The sequence below is a fragment of the Agromyces sp. H66 genome (assembly GCF_004959775.1).
GTDB lineage: Bacteria > Actinomycetota > Actinomycetes > Actinomycetales > Microbacteriaceae > Agromyces.
The window spans coordinates 1-21,560 of the sequence record NZ_SJZG01000016.1 but is presented as its reverse complement, the minus strand read 5'-3'; the positions used below and the strand labels follow the sequence as shown (position 1 = coordinate 21,560).

The window sequence follows — 21,560 nt, the reverse complement described above, 5'->3', positions numbered from 1 at the left end:
CAGAGTCATGGCAAGAGTGAAGAGGGCGGTCAACGCCCACAAGAAGCGCCGGGTCATCCTCGAGCGCGCCGAGGGCTACCGCGGCCAGCGTTCGCGTCTCTACCGCAAGGCGAAGGAGCAGGTCACCCACTCGCTCGTCTACGCGTACCGCGACCGTCGCCAGAAGAAGGGCGATTTCCGTCGCCTCTGGATCCAGCGCATCAACGCGGCATCCCGTCAGAACGGCCTCACCTACAACCGCTTCATCCAGGGCCTCGGCCTCGCGGGCATCGAGGTCGACCGTCGCATCCTCGCCGAGCTCGCCGTGAACGAGCCCGCCACCTTCGCGGCGCTCGTCGAGACGGCGAAGCAGGCGCTTCCGGCCGACACGTCGGCCCCCAAGAGCGCGGCGTAAGCACCCGCCCCGAACGGCCCGGCACCCGCTGATCGAACCAGCACGGGTGCCGGGCCGTTCGTCGTCTCGCCCATAGACTGGCCGCATGCTCGAGAACCCGAGGTCCCCGCGCGTCCGGGCGGTCGCGAAACTCGCGAAGAAGCCGGCGCGCGCCGAGAGCGGGCTGTTCCTCCTCGAGGGCCCGCAGGCCGTCGCCGAGGCGCTCACGTTCCGCCCTCAGCTCGTGGTCGAGCTCTACGCCACCCCCTCGGCGCTCGACCGGTACACCGACATCGCGCAGACCGCGGTCGATGCGGGCGTCGACGTCGAGTTCGTGACCGAGGAGGTGCTCGACTCGATGGCCGACACCGTCACGCCGCAGGGCTTCGTGGCGGTGTGCCACCAGTTCCCGACCGCCGTGAAGGACGTCTTCGCGGCCGCCCCGAAGCTCGTCGCCATCCTGGAGGAGGTGCGGGACCCGGGCAACGCGGGCACGATCGTGCGGGCAGCGGATGCCGCGGGCGCCGACGCGGTGATCTTCACGGGTCGAACCGTCGACCTGTACAACCCCAAGGTGGTGCGCTCCTCGACCGGGTCCATCTTCCACCTGCCGGTCGCGGTGGGAGCCGGCCTCGAGGACGTCCTGGAGCGCGCCCGCGCCGCGGGCCTCACGGTGCTCGCCGCCGACGTCAAGGGCGAGGACCTCCTGACGGCGCGGAACGACGGCGTGCTCGCCCGTCCGACGGCGTGGCTGTTCGGCAACGAGGCACGAGGGCTCACCGACGAACAGCTCGCGCTGGCCGACCGTGTCGTCACGGTGCCGATCTACGGCCATGCCGAGTCGATGAACCTCGCCACCGCGGCATCCGTCTGCCTCTACGAGAGCGCGTTCGCGCAGCGCAGCGCTGGTCACGAATAGGTAACCCACCGCGCCTCGTCTTGGCGCGGGGCCTCGATGCGCCCTAGTTTTGGGGATATGGAGCCAACCCAGCAGGCGCCCCGCACGTCGAACATCTCGGTGCGCCACGGCGAACCCCTGGTCGTGATCGACCACGTCGACAAGCACTTCGGCGATCTGCACGTGCTGAACGACATCAACACGGTCATCAACCGCGGCGAGGTCGTCGTGGTGATCGGGCCGAGCGGCTCGGGCAAGTCCACGCTGTGCCGGGCGATCAACCGGCTGGAGACGATCGACTCCGGCACCATCACCATCGACGGCGAGCGGCTTCCCGAGGAGGGCGCGGGGTTGGCGAAGCTCCGCGCCGACGTCGGCATGGTCTTCCAGTCGTTCAACCTGTTCGCCCACAAGACGGTGCTCGAGAACGTGACCCTCGCGCCGATCAGGGTGCGACGCGTGCGCCGCAAGGAGGCCGACGCGAAGGCCATGGAGCTGCTCGAGCGCGTCGGCGTCGCGAACCAGGCGCAGAAGATGCCGGCGCAGCTCTCGGGCGGCCAGCAGCAGCGCGTCGCGATCGCGCGCTCGCTCGCGATGAACCCGAAGCTCATCCTCATGGACGAGCCGACGAGCGCACTCGACCCCGAGATGATCAACGAGGTGCTCGACGTCATGGTCGGCCTCGCCGAGCAGGGCATGACCATGATCGTCGTGACCCACGAGATGGGCTTCGCCCGCAAGGCCGCCGATCGCGTCCTGTTCATGGACGGTGGCCGCATCGTCGAGGAGGCGACGCCCGCCGAGTTCTTCGACCACCCGAAATCCGATCGCGCGAAGGACTTCCTCTCGAAGATCCTCGAGCACTAGGCCTGCGCTGCCACGAGCGGCGAGGAAACACCAAGATGAGAAGAGGCAGAGACATGACACGCATGAGAATCGCACTCGCCGCGGCCGCCGCGGCGTCGGCGCTTGTCCTCGCCGGCTGCGCCGGCGGCGGCGGGGATGGCACCGAGGAGCCCACGGACGAGGCCGCCCCCACGTTCGAGGAGGGCACCACGATGGCCGAGCTGGCCGAGGCGGGCAGCATCACCGTCGGCACCAAGTTCGACCAGCCCCTGTTCGGGCTCGTCGGGCCGTCGGGCGTTCCCGAAGGCTTCGACGTCGAGATCGCGAAGATCATCGCCAGCGAGCTCGGCATCTCGGAAGACAACATCGAGTGGGTCGAGACCGTGTCGGCCAACCGCGAGCCGTTCATCGAGAACGGCGATGTCGACATCGTCGTCGCGACGTACACGATCAACGACACGCGCAAGGAGGTCGTCTCCTTCGCGGGCCCGTACTACATGGCGGGCCAGTCGATCCTCGTGCTCGCCGACAACGACGACATCCAGAGCGAAGACGACCTGGTCGGCCAGCCGGTCTGCTCGGTCACGGGGTCGACGCCCGCCGAGAAGCTCGCCGAGATCGGCGCAGAGCCGCTGCTCACCGACACGTACACCAACTGCCTCGAGCCGCTGCGCAGCGGCCAGGTGGTCGCGGTGTCGACCGACAACGTGATCCTCGCGGGCCTCGCCGCCCAGAACGAGGGCGAGTTCAAGGTCGTCGGCGAGCCGTTCACGGACGAGCCGTACGGCATCGGGCTCGCGCTCGAGGACGACGAGTTCCGCAACTGGATCAACGACGTGCTCGAGGCGTCCTACGAGGACGGCCGCTACGAGGAGGCCTGGAACTCCACCGCCGGTGAGATCCTCCCGTTCGTCGAGCCGCCCACACCCGACCGCTACTGATCGGATCCGGGCCCGGGCCCGGGCGGTGCAGACCGCCCGGGCCCGGCCCAGCCTGAACCGGAAGGAGGCGCGTGGACGCCGTCATCGAGAACCTGCCGACGTATTGGCGCGGCTTCAGCATGACCCTGCTGCTGCTCGGCGTGAGCGGCGTCTCGGCACTCGTGCTCGGCACGGTCATCGCCTCCATGCGCATCTCACCGGTGGCGTCGCTTCGCGGATTCGCGACGGTCTACACCGAGCTCGTGCGGAACACCCCGCTCACGCTCGTGCTGTTCTTCACCGCCATCATCCTGCCCTACCTCGGATCACGACTCGACTACTCGGTGGCGGCGATGATCGGCCTTTCGGTCTACACGTCGCCGTTCGTGGCCGAGGCCCTGCGGTCGGGCATCAACGGCGTCCCCGTCGGCCAGGCGGAGGCGGCGCGCAGCGTGGGCCTGGGCTTCGGCCAGACGGTGGGGCTCGTGGTGCTGCCGCAGGCGTTCCGCATGACGATCCCGCCGCTCATCAACGTGTTCATCGCCCTCACCAAGAACACGTCGGTCGCCGGCGGCTTCTTCGTCTTCGAACTCTTCGCGGCCGGACGCCAGCTCGCGAACGCGAACGGCGACGCCGTGATCGCGATCCTCCTCGGCGTCGCGACCCTCTACCTCGTGATCACCGTCCCGCTCGGCGTCATCGCGAGTCAACTCGAGCGCAAGTGGGTGGTCCAACGATGAGCAGCTCGAGCGTCCTCTTCGATGCGCCGGGGCCCAAGGCCCGGCGCGCATCGCTCATCTCGTCGATCGTCGCCGGCGTGCTGATCATCGCCGGGCTCGGCTGGATCGCCCTCACCCTCGCCGCCCCGCGCGAGAGCGGCGGCATCACGCTCCCCGGCTACTTCGACCCCAGCCGGTGGGACATCTTCGCCGACCCCCAGGTGTGGTCGTTCATCATCTTCCAGGGGGTCTGGGGCACGCTCAGCGCCGCGCTCACGGCATCGGTGCTGGCGATCGTGCTCGGCGTGATCCTGTCGCTGCTGCGCAGCTCGGAGATCGCCTGGATCAGGATCCCGGTCGCGATCGTCCTCGAGTTCTTCCGCGGCATGCCCGTGCTGCTGATGATGCTGTTCATCCTGCTGGTGTTCAGCACCGGCTCGTTCTGGGCGGTCGTCTCGGCGCTCACGGTCTACAACGGCGCACTCATCGGCGAGGCGCTCCGCGCCGGCCTCGCCGCACTGCCGCGCGGTCAGCGCGAGGCGGGTCTCAGCCTCGGGATGCGGCCGCTGCAGTCGAAGATGCTCGTGGAATTCCCGCAGGCGTTCCGGCAGATGCTGCCGATCATCGTGGCGCAGCTGGTGGTGCTCCTGAAGGACACCTCGCTCGGCTACATCGTCGGCTACGCCGAACTGCTGCGTGTGAACATGAACAACCTGGCGAGCTTCTACGGCAACCGCTACCTGTTCTCACTGTTCGTCGTGACGCTCGTGCTCTACCTGATCATGAACCTCTCGCTCTCGTGGTTCGCACGATGGCTGTCGCGGCGAACCGCATCGAGGTCGAGCGGCAAGGCGCTCCCGCCCGACGACGCGACCCAGGCGATCCTCGTGGCGCAGGCGTCGGCGGCGGCGAAGCAGCCTCCCCAGTTCTGACACGGGGCCCCGCCCCCGCACCGCTAGACTCGTTCTTCGTGTCCGAGCCCCTCGAAATCACCGAGCACGCCGTCGCAGCGGCCGTCGACGCCGCCCTCGCGGCGATCGCGTCGGCCGCCGACTCCGCCGCGCTGAAGACCGTCCGCGCCGAGCACACGGGCGAGAGGTCGACCCTTGCGCAACTGAACGCGCAACTCCGCAACGTGCCCAACGACCAGAAGGCCGCCCTCGGCAAGCTCGTCGGCGGCGCCCGCGGCCGCGTGAACCAGGCGTTCGCCGCACGTGAGGCCGAGATCCTCGAGGCCGAGGCGGCCGCGCAGCTCGAGGCCGAGACGGTGGATGTCACGGCGCTGCCCTCGCGATACCGGCCGGGCTCGCGGCATCCCCTCACCCTGCTGCAGGACCGGGTGAGCGACGTGTTCACCGGTATGGGCTGGGAGATCGCGGAGGGACCCGAGGTCGAGAGCGAGTGGTTCAACTTCGACGCACTCAACTTCGACGCCGACCACCCGGCGCGTGCGATGCAGGACACCTTCTTCGTCGACCCGCCCGAGTCGCACCTCGTGCTGCGCACGCACACCAGCCCGGTGCAGGTGCGGTCGATGCTCGAGCGCGAGGTGCCCATCTACGTGCTCGCGCCGGGCCGCGTGTACCGCACCGACGAGTTCGACGCGACCCACCTGCCCGTCTTCATGCAGTTCGAGGGCCTGGCCGTCGACCGGGGCCTGACGATGGCGCACCTGAAGGGCACCCTCGACCACTTCGTGAAGTCGATCTTCGGCGACGAGGCGAAGGTTCGCCTGCGCCCGAGCTTCTTCCCCTTCACCGAGCCGAGCGCCGAGCTCGACTTCTGGCACCCGACGTTCAAGGACGGTGCACGCTGGATCGAGTGGGGCGGCTGCGGCATGGTGCACCCCAACGTGCTGAAGGCCGCGGGCATCGACCCCGAGGTCTACACGGGCTTCGCGTTCGGCATGGGGATCGAGCGCGGGCTCATGCTCCGCAACGACGTGCAGGACATGCGCGAGATGGTCGAGGGAGACATCCGGTTCTCCCAGCAGTTCGGAATGGTGGTCTGACCCATGCGAGTGCCGCTCAGCTGGCTCGCCGAATACGTCGAACTCGTGCCGGGCACGACTCCCGAGGAGGTGCACGCCGCGCTCGTCGAGGTCGGCCTCGAAGAGGAGGACGTGCACACCTTCGAGGTGCAGGGTCCCATCGTGGTGGGCGAGGTGCTCGAATTCGTCGAGGAGCCGCAGTCCAACGGCAAGACCATCCGCTGGTGCCAGGTTCGCGTGGCGCCCGACGGCCCTTCGACGGGCTCGGGGACCGATGTCGAGGGCCCGGCGGTTCGCGGCATCGTCTGCGGGGCGCGCAACTTCTTCCCGGGCGACAAGGTGGTCGTGACCCTGCCCGGCGCCGTGCTGCCCGGGCCGTTCCCGATCGCCGCGCGCAAGACGTACGGGCACGTGTCCGACGGGATGATCGCCTCGGCGCGCGAGCTCGGGCTCGGCGACGACCACGAGGGCATCCTGCGGCTCGCGACCCTCGGCATCGACGCGCCGGTCGGCACCGACGCCATCGCGCTGCTCGGGCTCGACGACGCCGCCGTCGAGATCAACGTCACGCCCGACCGCGGCTACGCGTTCTCGATCCGCGGCGTCGCGCGCGAGTACGCGCACGCGACCGGCGGGCGCTTCCGCGACCCCGTCGAGCAGTCGAGCCCGGCGGCGGTCCCTGAGCCCGTCGAAGGGGCCACCGCCGACGCGTTCCCCGTCGAGGTGCGCGACGAGGCGCCGATCCGCGGCCGAGTCGGCTCCTCGGTGTTCGCCACCCGCATCGTGCGCGGCGTCGACCCCAAGCGCCCCACGCCGGCGTGGATGGTCGCGCGACTGAAGCTCGCCGGCATCCGTTCGATCTCGGTGCTCGTCGACATCACGAACTACGTGATGCTCGAGCTCGGCCAGCCGATCCACGGGTACGATCTCGACCGCCTGCGCGGCGGCATCGTGGTGCGCCGTGCCACGCCCGGCGAGACCATGGAGACGCTCGACGGCAAGGTGCGCACGCTCCACCCCGAGGACCTGCTCATCACCGACGACCGCGGGCCGATCGGCTTGGCCGGCGTCATGGGCGGTGCCGAGACCGAGATGTCGGATGCCACGACGAACGTGCTCATCGAGGCCGCGAACTTCGACCCCGTCTCGATCGCGCGCACGGCGCGTCGGCACAAGCTCCCGAGCGAGGCCTCGAAGCGGTACGAGCGCGGCGTCGACCCGCAGATCGCCGCCGCCGCCGCGACCCGGGTCGCACAGCTCATGGTCGACCTCGCGGGCGGCACCGCCGACGTGGGCGGGTCGCTCATCCACGAGGCCGCCGGGCGCGAGTCGATCGAGCTGCCCTCCGGCTACGTGTCGGAGCTGATCGGCGTCGAGTACACCGACGACGAGGTGCACGACGCCCTCGCCGAGATCGGCGGCATCATCACGGCGACCGAGACGGGCTTCGAGGTCGTGCCGCCGTCGTGGCGCCCCGACCTCACCGGCAGGGCCGACCTCGCCGAGGAGGTGGCCCGCATCGCCGGGTACCACCGCATCCCGTCGGTGCTGCCCGTCGCCCCGCCCGGCCGGGGCCTCACGCGCTCGCAGCGGGTCCGTCGCCGCGTGGCGGACACGCTCGCGGCGGCTGGCGCCACCGAGGTGCTCTCGTTCCCGTTCTCGACCGAGGCCGAGAACGGAACGTACGGCAGCGCCGACGGCGAGCCCGTGGCATCCGTTCGCCTCGCGAACGCGCTCGACGCGTCGACCGCGCTCCTGCGCCGTTCGCTGCTCCCGGGGCTCATCGGCGCCGCGAGGCGCAACCGGTCGCGTGGCCTCAACGACCTGTCGCTCTTCGAGGTGGGGCTCGTGTTCCTGCCCGAGACGGGTCGCACCTACGGCACCCCGGGGTTGCCGATCGGCGACGCGAGGCCGAGCGACGACGAGCTCGCCGAGCTCCAGGCGGGCATCCCGCCGCAGCCGCGCCACGTGGGCGTGCTGCTCGTCGGCGACGTCGTCACGAAGCAGTCGGGGCAGCCCGCCGTTCCGGCCGGCATCGTCGACGCGCTCGACGCCGTGCGGCAGATCGGGCTCGCGACGGGCGCCGAGTTCGAGTTCGTGCAGGGTTCGCACCAGGCGATGCACCCGGGCCGCACGGCGGAGCTGCGCCTCATGGGTCGCCCGGTCGGATACGCCGGCGAACTCCTGCCCGCGCTCGCGGAGGAGGCCGACCTGCCCCGCGTGGTGGCGGTCGTCGAGCTCGATCTCGACGCCGTCATCGAGCTCACCGATCCCGCCGTGGAGGCGCGCGCCATCGGCACGTACCCGGCCGCGACGCAGGACCTGTCGCTCCTCGTCGACCGGGCCGTCCCTGCGGCGTCGGTGGCCGCGGCGGTGCGCGAGGGCGCGGGCGAGCTCCTCGAAGACCTCCACCTCGTCGACGACTACCGTGGCCAGGGCATCCCCGAGGGCTCGAAGAGCCTCACGTTCGCGCTCCGGTTCCGCGCGGCCGACCGCACGCTCACGGCGGCCGAGGCGAGCGAGGCGAAGCTCGCCGGCGCGGGCGTCGCGGCCGAGCGGTTCGGCGCGAAGATCCGCGACTAGCCCGTCCGCCACGCTACTGCAGGAAGATGGGCCCCATCACCCCCGCACGGGAGGCATGGGGCCCATTCTCCTGTCGTAGCTTGTGGGCGGGGCGTCAGGCGCCGTATCGCTCCACGAGGCGGTCGAACGCGGCATCCAGCTCCTGGTCGACGGCGCGGCGTGACGCGTCCTCGTCGTGCCACTCGACGATCTCCTCGGCGCCTCGCCAGAACGGGATGATCGCCCGGTACTCGGGCACGAGGGCCTTCACCTTGCGGTTGTCGAAGATCACCGAGTGCGCCTTGTCGCCCACGAGGCCCGGCCCGTGGTCGGGGAGCTCTCGGGCGATCGCCTCGCTCGCGACGTGCACGGGTCGGAACTCCGCCCCGGCCGCCCAGGCGAGTTGCTCGGTGATGCGGTCCCAGGTGAGCACCTCGTCGCTCGTGATGTGGAACGCCTCGCCGATCGCGCGGTCATTGCCGAGCAGCCCGACGAACGCCACCGCGAAGTCGCGCGTGTTCGTGAGCGTCCAGAGGCTCGTGCCATCGCCCTGCACGACGACCGGCTTGCCCCGGCGCATCCGGTCGACCGCCGTCCAGCCGCCGAGGATCGGCACGCTCGTGCGGTCGTACGTGTGCGACGGGCGCACGATGGTCGCCGGGAACCCGCGCTCGCGGTAGGCGGCGACGAGCAGGTCCTCACCCGCGATCTTGTCGCGGGAGTATCGCCAGAACGGGTTCCGCAGGGGCGTTGATTCCGTGATCGGCAGCGTGGCCACGGGCTTCTGGTACGCCGATGCCGACGAGATGAAGACGTACTGCCGACAGCGGCCCTCGAAGAGCTCGATGTCGCGGGCGACCTGCTCGGGCGTGAAGGCCCGGAAGTCCGCCACGACGTCGAACGTCTCGTCGCCGACGGCGGCGGCGACGGATGCCGCATCGTCCGCGTCGCCCACGAGGTGCCGCACGCCCTGGATCGGCGGCCGGACGGTGCTGCGACCCCGGTTCAGCAGCGTGAGGTCGACGCCGCGCTGGATCGCGAGCGCGCTGGATGCGGAACTGATGATGCCGTTGCCGCCGATGAACAGCACGCGCAGGGCCATGGGATCCTCCTCGTTCGGCATCGGTGAGCCGACAGCCCGAGCCTATGCCCGCCCGGCCGGACCCGATTTTGCCGGGGCGGTTCCGATCGATAGGGTCGACGCATGTCCATCGCACGGTCCGCCTCCTCCGCACGCCTCTCGCGTGTCGTCGAGCTCGGCAACCGACGTCGTGGCGCTCGCCGAATCTCGGCGACCCCTGCTGCGGCCTAGTCGGGCCGGTGCGGGCGTCGCCGCAACGTCGCCACGACCGCTCAGACCCTAAGGTGGATCCATGACGTACTCCGTCGCCGTTTCCGGCGCGTCCGGCTATGCCGGGGGAGAGATCCTGCGCCTGCTCGCCGATCATCCCGACTTCGAGGTGCGCACCGTCACGGCGCACGCGAACGCCGGGCAACCGCTCGTCGCCGTGCAGCCGCACCTGCGCACCTATACCCATCTCACGCTGCAGGAGACCTCCGCCGCGACGCTCGGCGGTCACGACGTGGTCTTCCTCGCGCTGCCGCACGGGGCATCCGGTGCCGTGGCGGCCCAACTCGACCCCGGCACGCTCGTCATCGACTGCGGGGCCGACCACCGCCTCGAGGATGCCGCGGACTGGGCCGCGTTCTACGGCGGCGACCACCACGGTGCGTGGGCCTACGGCGTACCCGAACTGCCCCGCCTCCAGGGCACCCAACGCGAGCGGCTCACCGGCGCGCGTCGCATCGCGGCGCCCGGATGCAACGCCTCCACCGTCGCCCTGTCGCTCGCCCCCGGCATCCGCGCGGGCGTCATCGAGAGCCGCGACCTCGTCACCGTGCTCGCGGTCGGACCGTCGGGCGCGGGCCGGAGCCTCAAGGCGAACCTGCTCGGCAGCGAGATCCTGGGCTCGGCGAACCCGTACTCGGTGGGTGGCGTGCACCGGCACATCCCCGAGATCACGCAGGCCCTGCGGTGGGCGGGCGCCGCCGACCCGACCATCTCGTTCACGCCGGTGATCGTGCCGATGTCGCGGGGCATCCTCGCGACCTCGACGGCGCGGATCGTGCCCGGCACGGATGCCGCGGCCGTCCGTGCGGCGTGGGAGGACGCGTACGCGGGGGAGCGGTTCGTGCAGCTCCTGCCGGCCGGCCAGTTCCCTCGCACCGCCGACGTGCTGGGCGCGAACACGGCGCTCATGGGCCTCGCGATCGACGAGGTCGCCGGCCGCGTCGTCGTGGTCACGGCCGTCGACAACCTCGTGAAGGGCACCGCGGGTGCCGCCATCCAGTCCGCGAACATCGCGCTCGGCCTCGCCGAGTCGACCGGCCTGCCCGTGAACGGAGTCGCACCGTGACCGTGACCGTCCCCGCCGGATTCGAGGCGGCCGGCATCGCCGCGGGCCTCAAGCGCTCGGGCGCGCTCGACCTCGCCGTCGTCGTGAACCGCGGCCCGTCGAACGCCGCCGCGGCCGTGTTCACCTCCAACCGCGCGAAGGCGAATCCGATCATCTGGTCGCAGCAGGTCATCCAAGACGGGGTGGCCTCGTCGATCGTGCTCAACTCCGGTGGCGCGAACTGCTTCACCGGACCCGAGGGCTTCCAGGTCACCCACCACACGGCGGAGGCCGCCGCGTCGGCGTTGGGCGTGTCGGCCGGCGACGTGCTCGTCTGTTCGACCGGACTCATCGGCGAGCAGCTCGACGCCGAGGTCGTCGAGGAGGGCGTGCTGTCGGCCGTCGACCGGTTGGGCGCCGACGGTGGCGAGGATGCCGCGCGCGCCATCATGACGACCGATACGAAGCCGAAGACGGTGGCGCTGCAGGTCGACGGATGGCGCATCGGCGGCATGGCCAAGGGCGCCGGCATGCTGGCACCGGGGCTCGCGACGATGCTCGTCGTGCTCACGACCGATGCAGACCTGCCGGCGGCCGAGCTCGACGCGGCGCTCCGGCAGGCAACCCGGGTCACGTTCGACCGGCTCGACTCCGACGGCTGCATGTCGACCAACGACCAGGTCACGCTCATGGCCTCGGGGGCGTCGGGCGTGGTGCCCGACACCGCGACGTTCACCGAGGCGCTCACCACGGCGTGCCGCGACCTCGCGCTGCAGCTGCAGGCCGACGCCGAGGGCGCGAGCCACGACATCGCGATCGAGGTGCGCGGCGCCGTCACCGAGGACGACGCCGTCGAGGTCGGCCGCTCGGTGGCCCGGAACAATCTCTTCAAGGCCGCGATCTTCGGCAACGACCCGAACTGGGGTCGCGTGCTCGCCGCCATCGGCACGACGCAGGCGCCGTTCGACCCCTACCTCGTCGACGTGTCGATGAACGGGGTGCGCGTGTGCCACGCGGGTCGGCCCGACCAGCCCCGCGAGCTCGTCGACCTCGAGCCGAGGGCGACGCACGTGCTCATCGAGCTCCATGCCGGCGAGGCATCCGCCACCATCTTCACGAACGACCTCACGCACGACTACGTGCACGAGAACAGTGCCTACGCGAGCTGAGATGACGAACGAGAACGAGAACGAGCACGAGAACGATTCGAACGACGACGGGGCGGATGCCGCGGCCGGCGACGCGGCGACCGCGGCGGCCAAGGCGCAGGTGCTCATCGACTCCCTGCCCTGGCTGAAGCGCTTCCACGGCGAGACGATCGTGGTGAAGTTCGGCGGCAACGCCATGGTGAGCCCCGAGTTGCAGCGCGCGTTCGCCGAGGACATGGTCTACCTGCGCTACGCGGGCATCAAGCCCGTCGTGGTTCACGGTGGCGGACCGCAGATCTCGGCGATGCTCGCACGGCTCGGCATCGAGAGCGAGTTCCGGGGCGGCTACCGCGTGACCACGCCCGAGGCCATGGACGTGGTGCGCATGGTGCTGTCGGGCCAGGTGAGCCGGGAGCTGGTCTCGCTCATCAACCGGCACGGCCCGCTCGCGTCTGGGGTGTCCGGCGAGGACGCCGGCCTGTTCAGGGGCCGACGGCGCGGCGCGCTCGTCGACGGCGACGAGGTCGACCTCGGGCTCGTCGGCGACGTCGTCGAGGTCGATCCGGCCGCGGTGCTCGCCGAGCTCGACGCCGGACGCATCCCCGTGGTGTCCTCGATCGCGCCCGATGCGGATGCGCCGGGCCAGTCGCTCAACGTCAACGCCGACTCCGCTGCGGCGGCCCTCGCGATCGCCCTCGGCGCCGCCAAGCTCGTGATCCTCACGGACGTCGCGGGCCTCTACCGCGACTGGCCGAACCGCGACTCGCTCGTCTCGGTCATCGACGTGCGCGAACTCATCGAGCTGCTGCCGCACCTCGAGTCGGGCATGATCCCGAAGATGACGGCCTGCCTCGAGGCCGTGGAGGGCGGCGTCGCGAAGGCCGCAATCATCGACGGCCGGATCCCGCACTCGATCCTCCTCGAGGTGTTCACGCAATCGGGCATCGGAACGGAGGTCGTCCCCGCATGACCGGGTCATCCACACCGGCCGGCACCATCGAGTGGCAGCAGCGGTTCGACCGGCGCTTCATGCGCTCGCTCGGCATGCCGCTCGCCAAGCTCGACCACGGCCGCGGCGCACGCGTCTGGGACTCAGGCGGCAACGAGTACCTCGACTTCCTCGCCGGCATCGCCGTGAACTCGCTCGGCCACGCGCACCCCGTGTTCGTCGAGGCGGTCTCGACGCAGGCGGCACGGCTCGCGCATGTCTCGAACTACTTCACGTCGGAGCCTGCGCTCGAGCTCGCCGAGCGCGTGACGCGCCTCGCGGGCGCGGGCGACGAGGGGCGCGCGTGGTTCGGCAACTCGGGTGCCGAGGCGAACGAGGCGGCGTTCAAGCTCGCCCGCCTGAACAACTCTGGCGGCGCCCGCACGCGGGTGCTCGCGCTCGTCGACGCGTTCCACGGCCGCACGATGGGATCGCTCGCGCTCACGGGCAAGCCGCCGATGCGCGAGGCGTTCGAGCCGCTGCCCGGCGGGGTCGAGCACATCGACGCCACCGTCGCCGCCCTCGAGGCGGCCGTCGACGACGGCGTCGCCGCGCTCTTCGTCGAGCCCATCCAGGGCGAGGCCGGCGTGGTCGAGCTGCCCGACGGGTTCCTCACCGCGGCGCGCGAACTCACCCGGCGCCACGGCGCACTGCTCATCGTGGACGAGATCCAGACCGGCGCCGGCCGCACCGGCGAGTGGTTCGGGTTCCAGCACGAGGGCATCGTGCCCGACGCCATCACGATCGCGAAGGGCATCGGCGGCGGCTTCCCCATCGGCGGCCTCGTGACCTTCGGCCACGCGTCGTCGCTCTACTCGAAGGGCCAGCACGGCTCGACCTTCGGCGGCAACCCGCTCGCCACGCACGTGTCCAACGCGGTTCTCGGCGAGATCGAGCGGGCGGGCCTCGTCGGCAACGCCGCGCTGCGCGGGCGGCAGATCCGCGCCCGCGTCGAGGGGTTCGACTCACCGCTCGTCGCCGGCGTCCGCGGCCGCGGCCTGCTCCTCGGCGTCGCGCTCACGGAGCCCGTGGCGCACCTGGTCTCGAACGCGGCCATGCAGGCCGGGCTCATCGTGAACGCCGCGAACGACTCGACGATCCGCATCGCGCCGCCGCTCATCATCGACGAGGCCGACGTCGACGAGTTCGCCGAGCGCTTCGCTCGTGCCCTCGACGCCGTCGCCGCCGCCCTCTGACCACGGACCGATCCACACGAACGGAATCGCATGACCCGCCACTTCCTCCGCGACGACGACATCACGCCCGCCGAGCAGGCCGAGATCCTCGACCTGGCCGAGCGACTGAAGCGCGATCGCTGGTCGGTGAAGCCGCTCGCCGGACCGCAGACCGTCGCCGTCATCTTCGACAAGTCGTCGACCCGCACGCGCGTCTCGTTCGCGGTCGGCATCGCCGACCTCGGCGGTTCCCCGCTCATCATCTCGACCGCATCGAGCCAGCTGGGGGGCAAGGAGACACCGAGCGACACGGCCCGTGTGCTCGAGCGCATGGTGTCGGCGATCGTGTGGCGCACCTACGGCCAGGCCGGCCTCGAGGAGATGGCGGCCGGCACCACCGTCCCCGTCGTGAACGCCCTGTCCGACGACTTCCATCCGTGCCAGCTGCTCGCCGACCTGCTCACCATCCGCGAGCACAAGGGCCGGCTCGCCGGGCTGACCGTGACCTTCCTCGGCGACGGCGCGTCGAACATGGCGCAGTCGTATGTACTCGCGGGCGTGACCGCCGGCATGCACGTGCGCGTCGCCTCGCCCGAGGAGTTCTCGCCCGCGGCATCCGTCATCGACGACGCCGACCGCATCGCCGCCTCGACCGGCGGATCTGTGACGCTCTTCACGGATGCCGCGGAGGCCACCGCCGGCGCCGACGTCGTGGTCACCGACACGTGGGTGTCGATGGGCAAGGAGGACGAGAAGGCGCACCGGGTCGCCACGTTCGGCGCCTACCGGGTCGACCGCGAGCTCATGTCGCTCGCGGCATCCGACGCCGTGTTCATGCACTGCCTGCCCGCCGACCGGGGCTACGAGGTCACGGCCGACGTGATCGACGGCGAGCAGTCGATCATCTGGGACGAGGCCGAGAACCGGTTGCACGCCCAGAAGGCGCTGCTCGTGTGGCTCCTCGAACGGAAGGACGCGTGATGACCGACGAGCCCGGCACCGGCGCAACCGGCCCCGAGGGCGGAGCCGCCTCGGCGCACGGCACGAACGAGGGTGCGCTGTGGGGCGCCCGGTTCGCCTCCGGTCCCTCGCCCGAACTCGCCCGCCTGTCGAAGTCGACCCACTTCGACTGGCAGCTCGCGCCCTACGACCTGGCCGGGTCGCGCGCGCACGCCCGGGCGCTCGCCGCCGCCGGTTACCTCGACGACGACGAGCTCGCGACCATGCTCGCCGGACTCGACACGCTCGAGGCCCGCGTGTCGTCGGGCGAGGTCGCCGCGGCCGAGTCCGACGAGGACGTGCACGGAGCGCTCGAGACGGCACTCATCGGCATCGTCGGCCCCGAGCTCGGCGGCAAGCTCCGCGCCGGCCGGAGCCGCAACGACCAGATCGCCACGCTCGTTCGGCTCTACCTCAAGGACCACGCTGCCGTCATCGGCCAGCAGCTCGTGCACCTCATCGACGCGCTCACCGCGCAGGCCGACGACCACCGCACAGCCGTCATGCCGGGGCGCACGCACCTGCAGCACGCGCAGCCCGTGCTGCTCGCGCACCACCTGCTCGCGCACGCCTGGGCGCTCTCCCGGGATCTCGAACGACTCGTGGACTGGCTGAAGCGCGCGGACGTCTCGCCGTACGGCGGGGGAGCGCTCGCCGGGTCAACGCTCGGGCTCGACGCGGCATCCGTCGCCCGCGACCTCGGCCTCGCCCACCCGGCCGAGAACTCCATCGACGGCACCGCGAGCCGCGACGTCGTGGCCGAGTTCGCGTTCGTGGCGGCGATGATCGGCATCGACCTCTCCCGCATCGCCGAGGAGGTCATCCTCTGGAACACGCGCGAGTTCGGCTTCGTCACGCTCGACGACGCCTTCTCGACCGGCTCGTCGATCATGCCCCAGAAGAAGAACCCCGACATCGCCGAGTTGGCTCGCGGCAAGTCGGGCCGGCTCATCGGCAATCTCACCGGCCTCCTCGCGACCCTGAAGGCGCTGCCGCTCGCGTACAACCGCGACCTGCAGGAGGACAAGGAGCCCGTCTTCGACTCCGTCGAGACGCTCGAGGTGCTGCTGCCGGCGTTCACGGGCATGGTCGCGACCCTCACGTTCCACACCGATCGCATGGCCGAGCTCGCTCCGGCCGGCTTCTCGCTGGCGACGGATGTCGCGGAGTGGCTGGTGAAGCGCCGGGTGCCGTTCCGCGACGCCCACGAGATCACCGGGGCGCTCGTGCGGTACGCCGAGGAGCACGGTCTCGAACTCGACCAGGTCGACGATGGTGCGCTCGCCTCGATCTCGCCGCACCTCACGCCCGACGTGCGCGAGGTGCTCACGATCGAGGGCTCGGTCGCGAGCCGGGACGGCATCGGCGGCACCGCTCCGGTGCGGGTCGACGAGCAGTTCGCGCACCTGACCGACCGGGTACGGCACCTCGTCGCGAGCCTTCCGGGGTCGAGGCACTGACCGAACGCATGACGCCAGGGCTCATCACCGTCGGGCGCGACTACTTCGCGCGCGACCCCGTGGAGCTCGGCCCGCTCCTGCTCGGCGCGGTGCTCGCCTACGAGAGCGACGAGGGCCGGGTCGCCGTGCGCCTCTCCGAGGTCGAGGCGTACCGGGGCGTCGGCGAAGATCCCGGGTCCCACGCGTTCCGCGGCAAGACGCGGCGCAACTCCGTCATGTTCGGGGAGGCCGCGCACCTGTACGCGTACTTCACCTACGGCATGCACACGTGCCTCAACATCGTGGCGGGGCATCCGGGCACCTCGGCCGGGGTGCTGCTTCGCGGCGGCACGATCGTCGAGGGCATCGAGCTCGCCCGCGCGCGGCGGGCCGGGGCATCCGACCGCGACCTCGCTCGCGGGCCCGCGCGACTCGCCGTCGCCATGGGGGTGCCGCTCGCGGCGGGCGGATCCGACCTGCTCGCGCCGCCGTTCTCGCTCGAGGTCGCCGCCGAGCCCGTGCCGTTCGCGCAGGGTCCGCGCACGGGCATCGGCGGTCCGGGCGGGGGAGCGGCCTTCCCGTGGCGGTTCTGGATCCCGGGCGACCCGGGTGTCTCGCCCTACCGCCGGCACGCCCGCTCGCACGACTAGGGTCGCTGAGCCGGCTCGACCGATCAGCGCAGGGCGAGATGCACGACGAGCGCCGCGGCGCACGCCCAGATGAGGCTCGCGAAGGTGCCGATGATGAACCGCTCGCGTGCCTCCGGCGCTTCGAGCTCGGTGAACCGACCGACGCCCTTCACCGCGACGACGATCGCGAGGGCCTCTGGGAAGCCCGCGATGATCGCGCCGGCCGATGCGATGCGTTCGAGCACGCCGATCGTGAGCCCGCCGCGGAGCACTTCGCGGCGGGCTCCCGTGGTCACCCCCATGCGCTGTTCGTCGGCCGTCGGCCGTTCGGTGATGATGATGCCGCCGTGGAGGCCGGGCGCGACGCCGCCCATCGCCAGTCGCAGTGCGGTGGCCGCGGCCGGGCTCCCGCCGAACACGGCGACCGTGAACCCGAGGATCGTGACGAGCGGGGCGAAGCTCATGCGCGCCGGATCGCCGAGCGTCGCGGCGGCCATGACCGCGATGCCGAGCGTGCCGGCCGCGAACCAGACGTAGGCCGAGGCGGGGCGCAGGAACGCGAGGACCGAGAGCACGCCGGCCGCGGCGAGCGAGCACAGCAGTGCCGACCAGGAGATGGCTTCGGCGACGTCGGCGAAGTTCACGGGGCTCCTTCCGGCGCGGGCGGGGCGGCCGCGGCTTCGAGCAGTGTAGCGAGCGGGCGCCCGGCGATGCGATCACTCGGGCGCGGTGCGTTCGGATTCGGCGTGGAGCCGTTCGAGCAGCCGCACCAGCGCCGGGCGAGCGTCCTCCTCGGCACTCCACATGGCGGCCTTGAGCCGTGCGCTGACGGCGGCCGGGCTCACGTCGAGGAGCACCGCCGCCTCCTTCTGCTGGTGGCCCGCGCGCACCAGTTCGACGGCCTCCCAGCCGTGCTCCGAGCGGCGGTCGCGGAGGAGCACGAGCAGTCGCACGAGCGCTTCGGCGTCGCCGGCCGCGGTGGACAGCTCGGGCGGGCCGGCGCGGAGCGCGAAGCGGCCGTCTGAGCGCTTCGCGGCGCCGACGGCCTCGCGGGCGGCGACGAAGGCGGCGCCGGTGGCCTTGCGGGCGGCGTCGGGAAGGGGCATCCGGACGCCGCCCACTCCGAGCCCGACGCTCCACCATCCGGTGCGCGTTGCGTCGAGCACGATCCCGAGGGCAGCGTCGGCCGACGTGGTGACGAGCTGGATCTCATCTCCGGCGGTCTGATCGGCGGGCAGCGCGAGATCGCTGCCGTACGACGCGGTGAGCTGCTCGACGAGGTCGCCCGTTCGGTCGGCGTCGCGGCGGCTCGCGACCTGGTCGGCGGTGATGACGAACACGTGATCTCCTCGATGAGTGTTGTGGCCTTGATCGACCAGAATCAAGTGTACAAAATGAAGTCGACTAACACAAGCATGGATGCTTGAATCATCTCGATCAATGCTGGGATATGAATCGAGCCTTCGTGGCCCGCTGGTACCCTTGCTGGCGTGTCAGACCCAGTGATCCTCGCATCCCAGCAGAACGACGCCTCCTTCGAGGACGTCTGGGAGGAGCTGAACTGGCGCGGCCTCGTGCACGTGTCGACCGACCGGGCCGCGCTGAAGGAGCTCCTCGCGGGCGAGCCGATCACGTATTACTGCGGGTTCGACCCCACCGCGCCCAGCCTGCACCTCGGCAACCTCGTGCAGATCCTCACCATGCGCCGGCTGCAGCTCGCCGGCCACAAGCCCCTCGGACTGGTGGGCGGCTCGACGGGACTCATCGGCGACCCGCGACCCACCGCGGAACGGACGCTGAACACGAAGGAGACCGTCGCCGAGTGGGTGGGGTACCTGCGCGGGCAGGTGAGCCGATTCCTGTCGGGCGAGGGCGACAATGCCGTGCGGATGGTCAACAACCTCGATTGGACGGCCGACCTCTCGGCCATCGACTTCCTGCGCGACATCGGCAAGCACTATCGCGTCGGCACCATGCTGAAGAAGGATGCGGTGGCGTCGCGCCTCAACTCCGACATCGGTATCAGCTACACCGAGTTCAGCTACCAGATCCTGCAGGGCTTCGACTACCTCGAGCTCTACCGCCAGTACGGCTGCGTCCTGCAGACCGGCGGCAGCGACCAGTGGGGCAACCTCACGAGCGGCACCGACCTCATCCACAAGGTCGAGGGCGCGCACGTGCACGCCATCGGCACGCCCCTCGTCACGAACTCCGACGGCACCAAGTTCGGCAAGAGCGAGGGCAACGCCATCTGGCTGGATGCCGCGATGTGCAGTCCGTACCGCTTCTACCAGTTCTGGCTCAACACCGACGACGCCGACGTCGTGTCGCGGCTGAAGATCTTCACGTTCCTCAGTCGCGCGCGCATCGAGGAGCTCGCCGAGCTCGTGGAGCGCGAGCCGTTCCGTCGCGAGGCGCAGCGGGTGCTCGCCCACGAGGTCACGACGCTCGTGCACGGCGAGGAGGCCACCGCCAAGGTCGTCGCCGCGTCCGAGGCGCTCTTCGGCCGAGGCGACCTCTCGACGCTCGACCCCGACACGCTCGAGGCGGCGCTTCGCGAACTGCCGAACACGACCACGTCGCCCGACACGCCGATCGCCCAGCTGCTCGCCGACACCGGGCTGGTGTCGAGCCAGAGCGAGGGCCGGCGCGCCATCGCCCAGGGCGGGGTCTCGCTCGACAACGTGAAGGTCGTCGACGAGACGGCGACCATCGAGGGCCGCGTCCCCCGCGGCGGCATGGCGGTGCTGCGGCGAGGCAAGAAGACCCTCGCAGGCGTCTTCGTCGAGTAGGGCACGCTCGATGGCGACCGGCTCGGCCGAACGGCTCGTGCGTCGTGTGTGGGCCGAGTTGTCACGCGCCCCCGCTGAGCTGGACGCCCTCGATGCGTTGCCCGAGGCGCCGCTGCCGGCCCGTCTGGACGTTTCGGGACTGGCGGTCGGCGCGGTGGCGACCGCGAGTCTCGCCGCCGCCTCGAAGGCTGGCGGCGTCGGGGCGGGGAGGCTCCGACTCGACGGCGACCGGATCGCGGCCGCGTTCACGGAGGACCGGGCGTTCCGCTGGAACGGTGAGCGGCCCGACGTGTGGGCGCCGCTCTCCGGCTTCTGGCGCGCCGCCGACGCGTGGGTGCGTACGCACGGCAACTACCCGCATCACGCACGAGCGCTGCGCGGCGTGCTCGGCGTCGCCGAGTCGGCCGGGCGCGCCGAGGTCGCCGCGGCGATCCGCGATCGCCGGGCCGAGGAACTCTCGGCCGCGGTGACGGCCGTCGGTGGACTCTGCGTCGTCGTTCGCGCCGAGGACCCGCCCGTCGACGCCGGCCTCCTGCAGCGTCCCCTGATCGAGGTGACGAGCCTCGGCGCGGCATCCGCTCGCCGGCGTCCGAGGCCGACGGATGCCGCGGCAGCACCACTCGCGGGCGTGCGCGTGCTCGACCTCACGCGGGTGATCGCCGGCCCCGTGGCCACCCGGACCCTGGCGTTGCTCGGCGCGGACGTGCTCCGAGTCGATCCGCCCGAACCCGCCGAGCTGGACTGGCAGCACGTGCTGATGGGTGCCGGGAAGCGCTCGACGATCCTCGACGTGCGCCGAGCGAGCGACGCAGCGACGTTCAACCTGCTCCTCGGCAGTGCCGACGTCGTCGTGCTCGGCTATCGGTCGGCTTCGCTGGCCCGGCACCGGCTCGACCCGTGGAGCCTCGTGGCGTGGCACCCGGGGCTCGTCATCGCACAGCTGTCGGCATGGGGGTTCGATGGGGACGACGCCGAACGCGCGGGCTTCGACAGTCTCGTGCAGGCCGCGAGCGGCATCGCATTCGTCGAAGGCGAGCCCGATCGGCCCGGCGCGCTGCCCGCGCAGGCGCTCGACCACGGGACCGGATACCTGCTCGCGGCCGCGGTGATCACGCTCCTCGAGCGTCAGGGCTCCGAGGGCGGTTCGTGGCTGGCACGGATGTCGCTGCGCCGAACGGCATCCGAACTGCTCGCGATGCCTCGCACGGGCGAGCTCGAACCGGCCGCGGCGCTCTCCGACCAGGAGCACCTGGCGCACGCCGAACAGGTGGGCGGAGCCGTCGGGGACCTGCGGCTCGTCCGCCCCGCGATCGTGCTCGGATCACTGCTCGACGAGTGGCCGGTCGCGCCGCATCGATGGGGCTCGGACCGCCCCGACTGGACGGCCTGACGTGCGACACGCCCGGGATGCAACATCAAGTTGCACGCCCCCCGGGTTGCACGTAGAGTAATCACTCGTTGCCCCAAAGGCGCGAAAGAGCGAGAGCGTTCATCGAACATCCGCTCATCGGCCTCAAGCGGAACGATTCCAAGCCTCGAACAGACAATTGGTCGACCGGCTTGATGCGTTCGGACTCGTCCCTCGGGATGACCGGATGGAAACACACGAAACACGCCTCGGATGAGGTGCCTCTTCGGGCGCCGAACCGGGTGCGTCCGTTTCTTGAGAACTCAACAGCGTGCACT

Annotated in this window: 20 protein-coding genes; 17 read left to right on the top strand and 3 right to left on the bottom strand. The window is 71.0% G+C overall.

What is annotated here, in order from left to right; translation table 11 throughout:
- Positions 1–7 precede the first annotated feature (7 nt).
- The 8 genes from rplT to pheT all read left to right on the top strand — a co-directional run bounded on the left by rplT (position 8) and on the right by pheT (position 8,329).
- The gene (gene rplT / locus EZM51_RS18845; RefSeq protein WP_136709855.1) at positions 8–394 is read left to right on the top strand and encodes a 50S ribosomal protein L20; all 387 of its coding nucleotides are present in this window, start codon (positions 8–10) and stop codon (positions 392–394) included.
- Positions 395–479: 85 nt separating this feature from the next.
- A complete protein-coding gene (locus tag EZM51_RS18840; protein WP_136709854.1) occupies positions 480–1,292 on the top strand; it encodes an RNA methyltransferase in 813 nt (270 codons plus the stop codon).
- Positions 1,293–1,409: 117 nt separating this feature from the next.
- Positions 1,410–2,138, top strand: coding sequence for an amino acid ABC transporter ATP-binding protein (locus EZM51_RS18835; protein WP_211195991.1), 729 nt, complete (start codon positions 1,410–1,412; stop codon positions 2,136–2,138).
- Positions 2,139–2,191: 53 nt separating this feature from the next.
- A complete protein-coding gene (locus EZM51_RS18830; protein WP_136709852.1) occupies positions 2,192–3,058 on the top strand; it encodes a glutamate ABC transporter substrate-binding protein in 867 nt (288 codons plus the stop codon).
- A 71-nt stretch (positions 3,059–3,129) separates the two neighbouring features.
- Positions 3,130–3,777 (top strand): amino acid ABC transporter permease, encoded by a 648-nt coding sequence (locus EZM51_RS18825; RefSeq protein WP_136709851.1) that lies wholly within the window; start codon positions 3,130–3,132, stop codon positions 3,775–3,777.
- Entirely contained in the window at positions 3,774–4,688 is a 915-nt protein-coding gene (locus EZM51_RS18820; protein ID WP_136709850.1) for an amino acid ABC transporter permease, read from the top strand. Before EZM51_RS18825 ends, EZM51_RS18820 begins: the two co-directional genes overlap by 4 nt.
- Positions 4,689–4,726: 38 nt before the next feature.
- Positions 4,727–5,767 carry a phenylalanine--tRNA ligase subunit alpha gene (gene pheS, locus EZM51_RS18815; protein ID WP_136709849.1) on the top strand — a complete coding sequence of 347 codons (1,041 nt, stop codon included), beginning with the start codon at positions 4,727–4,729 and terminating at the stop codon, positions 5,765–5,767.
- Between the two features lie 3 nt (positions 5,768–5,770).
- A complete protein-coding gene (gene pheT, locus EZM51_RS18810; protein ID WP_136709848.1) occupies positions 5,771–8,329 on the top strand; it encodes a phenylalanine--tRNA ligase subunit beta in 2,559 nt (852 codons plus the stop codon).
- A 94-nt stretch (positions 8,330–8,423) separates the two neighbouring features.
- Here pheT and EZM51_RS18805 read toward each other — a convergent pair whose 3' ends face one another.
- On the bottom strand, positions 8,424–9,410 hold the full coding sequence (locus tag EZM51_RS18805) for an NAD-dependent epimerase/dehydratase family protein (protein WP_136709847.1): 987 nt from the start codon (positions 9,408–9,410) through the stop codon (positions 8,424–8,426).
- A gap of 271 nt (positions 9,411–9,681) precedes the next feature.
- Between EZM51_RS18805 and argC the strand changes: the two genes are divergently transcribed.
- The 7 genes from argC to EZM51_RS18770 are packed head-to-tail and all read left to right on the top strand — an operon-like array spanning position 9,682 to position 17,103.
- Positions 9,682–10,725 (top strand): N-acetyl-gamma-glutamyl-phosphate reductase, encoded by a 1,044-nt coding sequence (argC, locus tag EZM51_RS18800; RefSeq protein WP_136709846.1) that lies wholly within the window; start codon positions 9,682–9,684, stop codon positions 10,723–10,725.
- Positions 10,722–11,873, top strand: a complete 1,152-nt coding sequence (gene argJ, locus EZM51_RS18795) for a bifunctional glutamate N-acetyltransferase/amino-acid acetyltransferase ArgJ (protein WP_136709845.1) — start codon at positions 10,722–10,724, stop codon at positions 11,871–11,873. Before argC ends, argJ begins: the two co-directional genes overlap by 4 nt.
- A gap of 1 nt (position 11,874) precedes the next feature.
- On the top strand, positions 11,875–12,822 hold the full coding sequence (argB, locus tag EZM51_RS18790) for an acetylglutamate kinase (protein WP_136709844.1): 948 nt from the start codon (positions 11,875–11,877) through the stop codon (positions 12,820–12,822).
- Positions 12,819–14,036, top strand: a complete 1,218-nt coding sequence (locus EZM51_RS18785) for an acetylornithine transaminase (RefSeq protein WP_136709843.1) — start codon at positions 12,819–12,821, stop codon at positions 14,034–14,036. Before argB ends, EZM51_RS18785 begins: the two co-directional genes overlap by 4 nt.
- A gap of 30 nt (positions 14,037–14,066) precedes the next feature.
- Entirely contained in the window at positions 14,067–14,996 is a 930-nt protein-coding gene (argF, locus tag EZM51_RS18780) for an ornithine carbamoyltransferase (protein ID WP_136709842.1), read from the top strand.
- Positions 14,996–16,474, top strand: coding sequence for an argininosuccinate lyase (gene argH, locus EZM51_RS18775; protein ID WP_136709841.1), 1,479 nt, complete (start codon positions 14,996–14,998; stop codon positions 16,472–16,474). The genes argF and argH overlap by 1 nt, the downstream gene beginning before the upstream one ends.
- Positions 16,475–16,482: 8 nt before the next feature.
- Positions 16,483–17,103, top strand: a complete 621-nt coding sequence (locus EZM51_RS18770; RefSeq protein WP_136709840.1) for a DNA-3-methyladenine glycosylase — start codon at positions 16,483–16,485, stop codon at positions 17,101–17,103.
- Between the two features lie 23 nt (positions 17,104–17,126).
- Here EZM51_RS18770 and EZM51_RS18765 read toward each other — a convergent pair whose 3' ends face one another.
- Both EZM51_RS18765 and EZM51_RS18760 read right to left on the bottom strand, forming a co-directional pair.
- A complete protein-coding gene (locus tag EZM51_RS18765; protein ID WP_136709839.1) occupies positions 17,127–17,726 on the bottom strand; it encodes a hypothetical protein in 600 nt (199 codons plus the stop codon).
- A 72-nt stretch (positions 17,727–17,798) separates the two neighbouring features.
- Positions 17,799–18,422, bottom strand: coding sequence for a DNA-binding protein (locus EZM51_RS18760; RefSeq protein ID WP_136709838.1), 624 nt, complete (start codon positions 18,420–18,422; stop codon positions 17,799–17,801).
- 150 nt (positions 18,423–18,572) lie between these two features.
- Here EZM51_RS18760 and tyrS point away from each other — a divergent pair, with 150 nt between their 5' ends.
- A complete protein-coding gene (tyrS, locus tag EZM51_RS18755) occupies positions 18,573–19,874 on the top strand; it encodes a tyrosine--tRNA ligase (protein WP_136709837.1) in 1,302 nt (433 codons plus the stop codon).
- Positions 19,875–19,884: 10 nt separating this feature from the next.
- Positions 19,885–21,264 (top strand): CoA transferase, encoded by a 1,380-nt coding sequence (locus tag EZM51_RS18750; RefSeq protein WP_136709836.1) that lies wholly within the window; start codon positions 19,885–19,887, stop codon positions 21,262–21,264.
- The last annotated feature ends 296 nt before the right edge of the window (positions 21,265–21,560 follow it).

Excerpts from the sequence above, each read along its gene's own strand:
- rplT (WP_136709855.1), top strand. The coding sequence starts at position 8 with ATGGCAAGAGTGAAGAGGGCGGTCAACGCCCACAAGAAGCGCCGGGTC.
- EZM51_RS18840 (WP_136709854.1), top strand. The coding sequence starts at position 480 with ATGCTCGAGAACCCGAGGTCCCCGCGCGTCCGGGCGGTCGCGAAACTC.
- EZM51_RS18830 (WP_136709852.1), top strand. The coding sequence starts at position 2,192 with ATGACACGCATGAGAATCGCACTCGCCGCGGCCGCCGCGGCGTCGGCG.
- EZM51_RS18820 (WP_136709850.1), top strand. The coding sequence starts at position 3,774 with ATGAGCAGCTCGAGCGTCCTCTTCGATGCGCCGGGGCCCAAGGCCCGG.
- pheT (WP_136709848.1), top strand. The coding sequence starts at position 5,771 with ATGCGAGTGCCGCTCAGCTGGCTCGCCGAATACGTCGAACTCGTGCCG.
- EZM51_RS18805 (WP_136709847.1), bottom strand. The coding sequence starts at position 9,410 with ATGGCCCTGCGCGTGCTGTTCATCGGCGGCAACGGCATCATCAGTTCC.
- argC (WP_136709846.1), top strand. The coding sequence starts at position 9,682 with ATGACGTACTCCGTCGCCGTTTCCGGCGCGTCCGGCTATGCCGGGGGA.
- argB (WP_136709844.1), top strand. The coding sequence starts at position 11,875 with ATGACGAACGAGAACGAGAACGAGCACGAGAACGATTCGAACGACGAC.
- EZM51_RS18785 (WP_136709843.1), top strand. The coding sequence starts at position 12,819 with ATGACCGGGTCATCCACACCGGCCGGCACCATCGAGTGGCAGCAGCGG.
- argF (WP_136709842.1), top strand. The coding sequence starts at position 14,067 with ATGACCCGCCACTTCCTCCGCGACGACGACATCACGCCCGCCGAGCAG.
- argH (WP_136709841.1), top strand. The coding sequence starts at position 14,996 with ATGACCGACGAGCCCGGCACCGGCGCAACCGGCCCCGAGGGCGGAGCC.
- EZM51_RS18770 (WP_136709840.1), top strand. The coding sequence starts at position 16,483 with ATGACGCCAGGGCTCATCACCGTCGGGCGCGACTACTTCGCGCGCGAC.
- EZM51_RS18750 (WP_136709836.1), top strand. The coding sequence starts at position 19,885 with ATGGCGACCGGCTCGGCCGAACGGCTCGTGCGTCGTGTGTGGGCCGAG.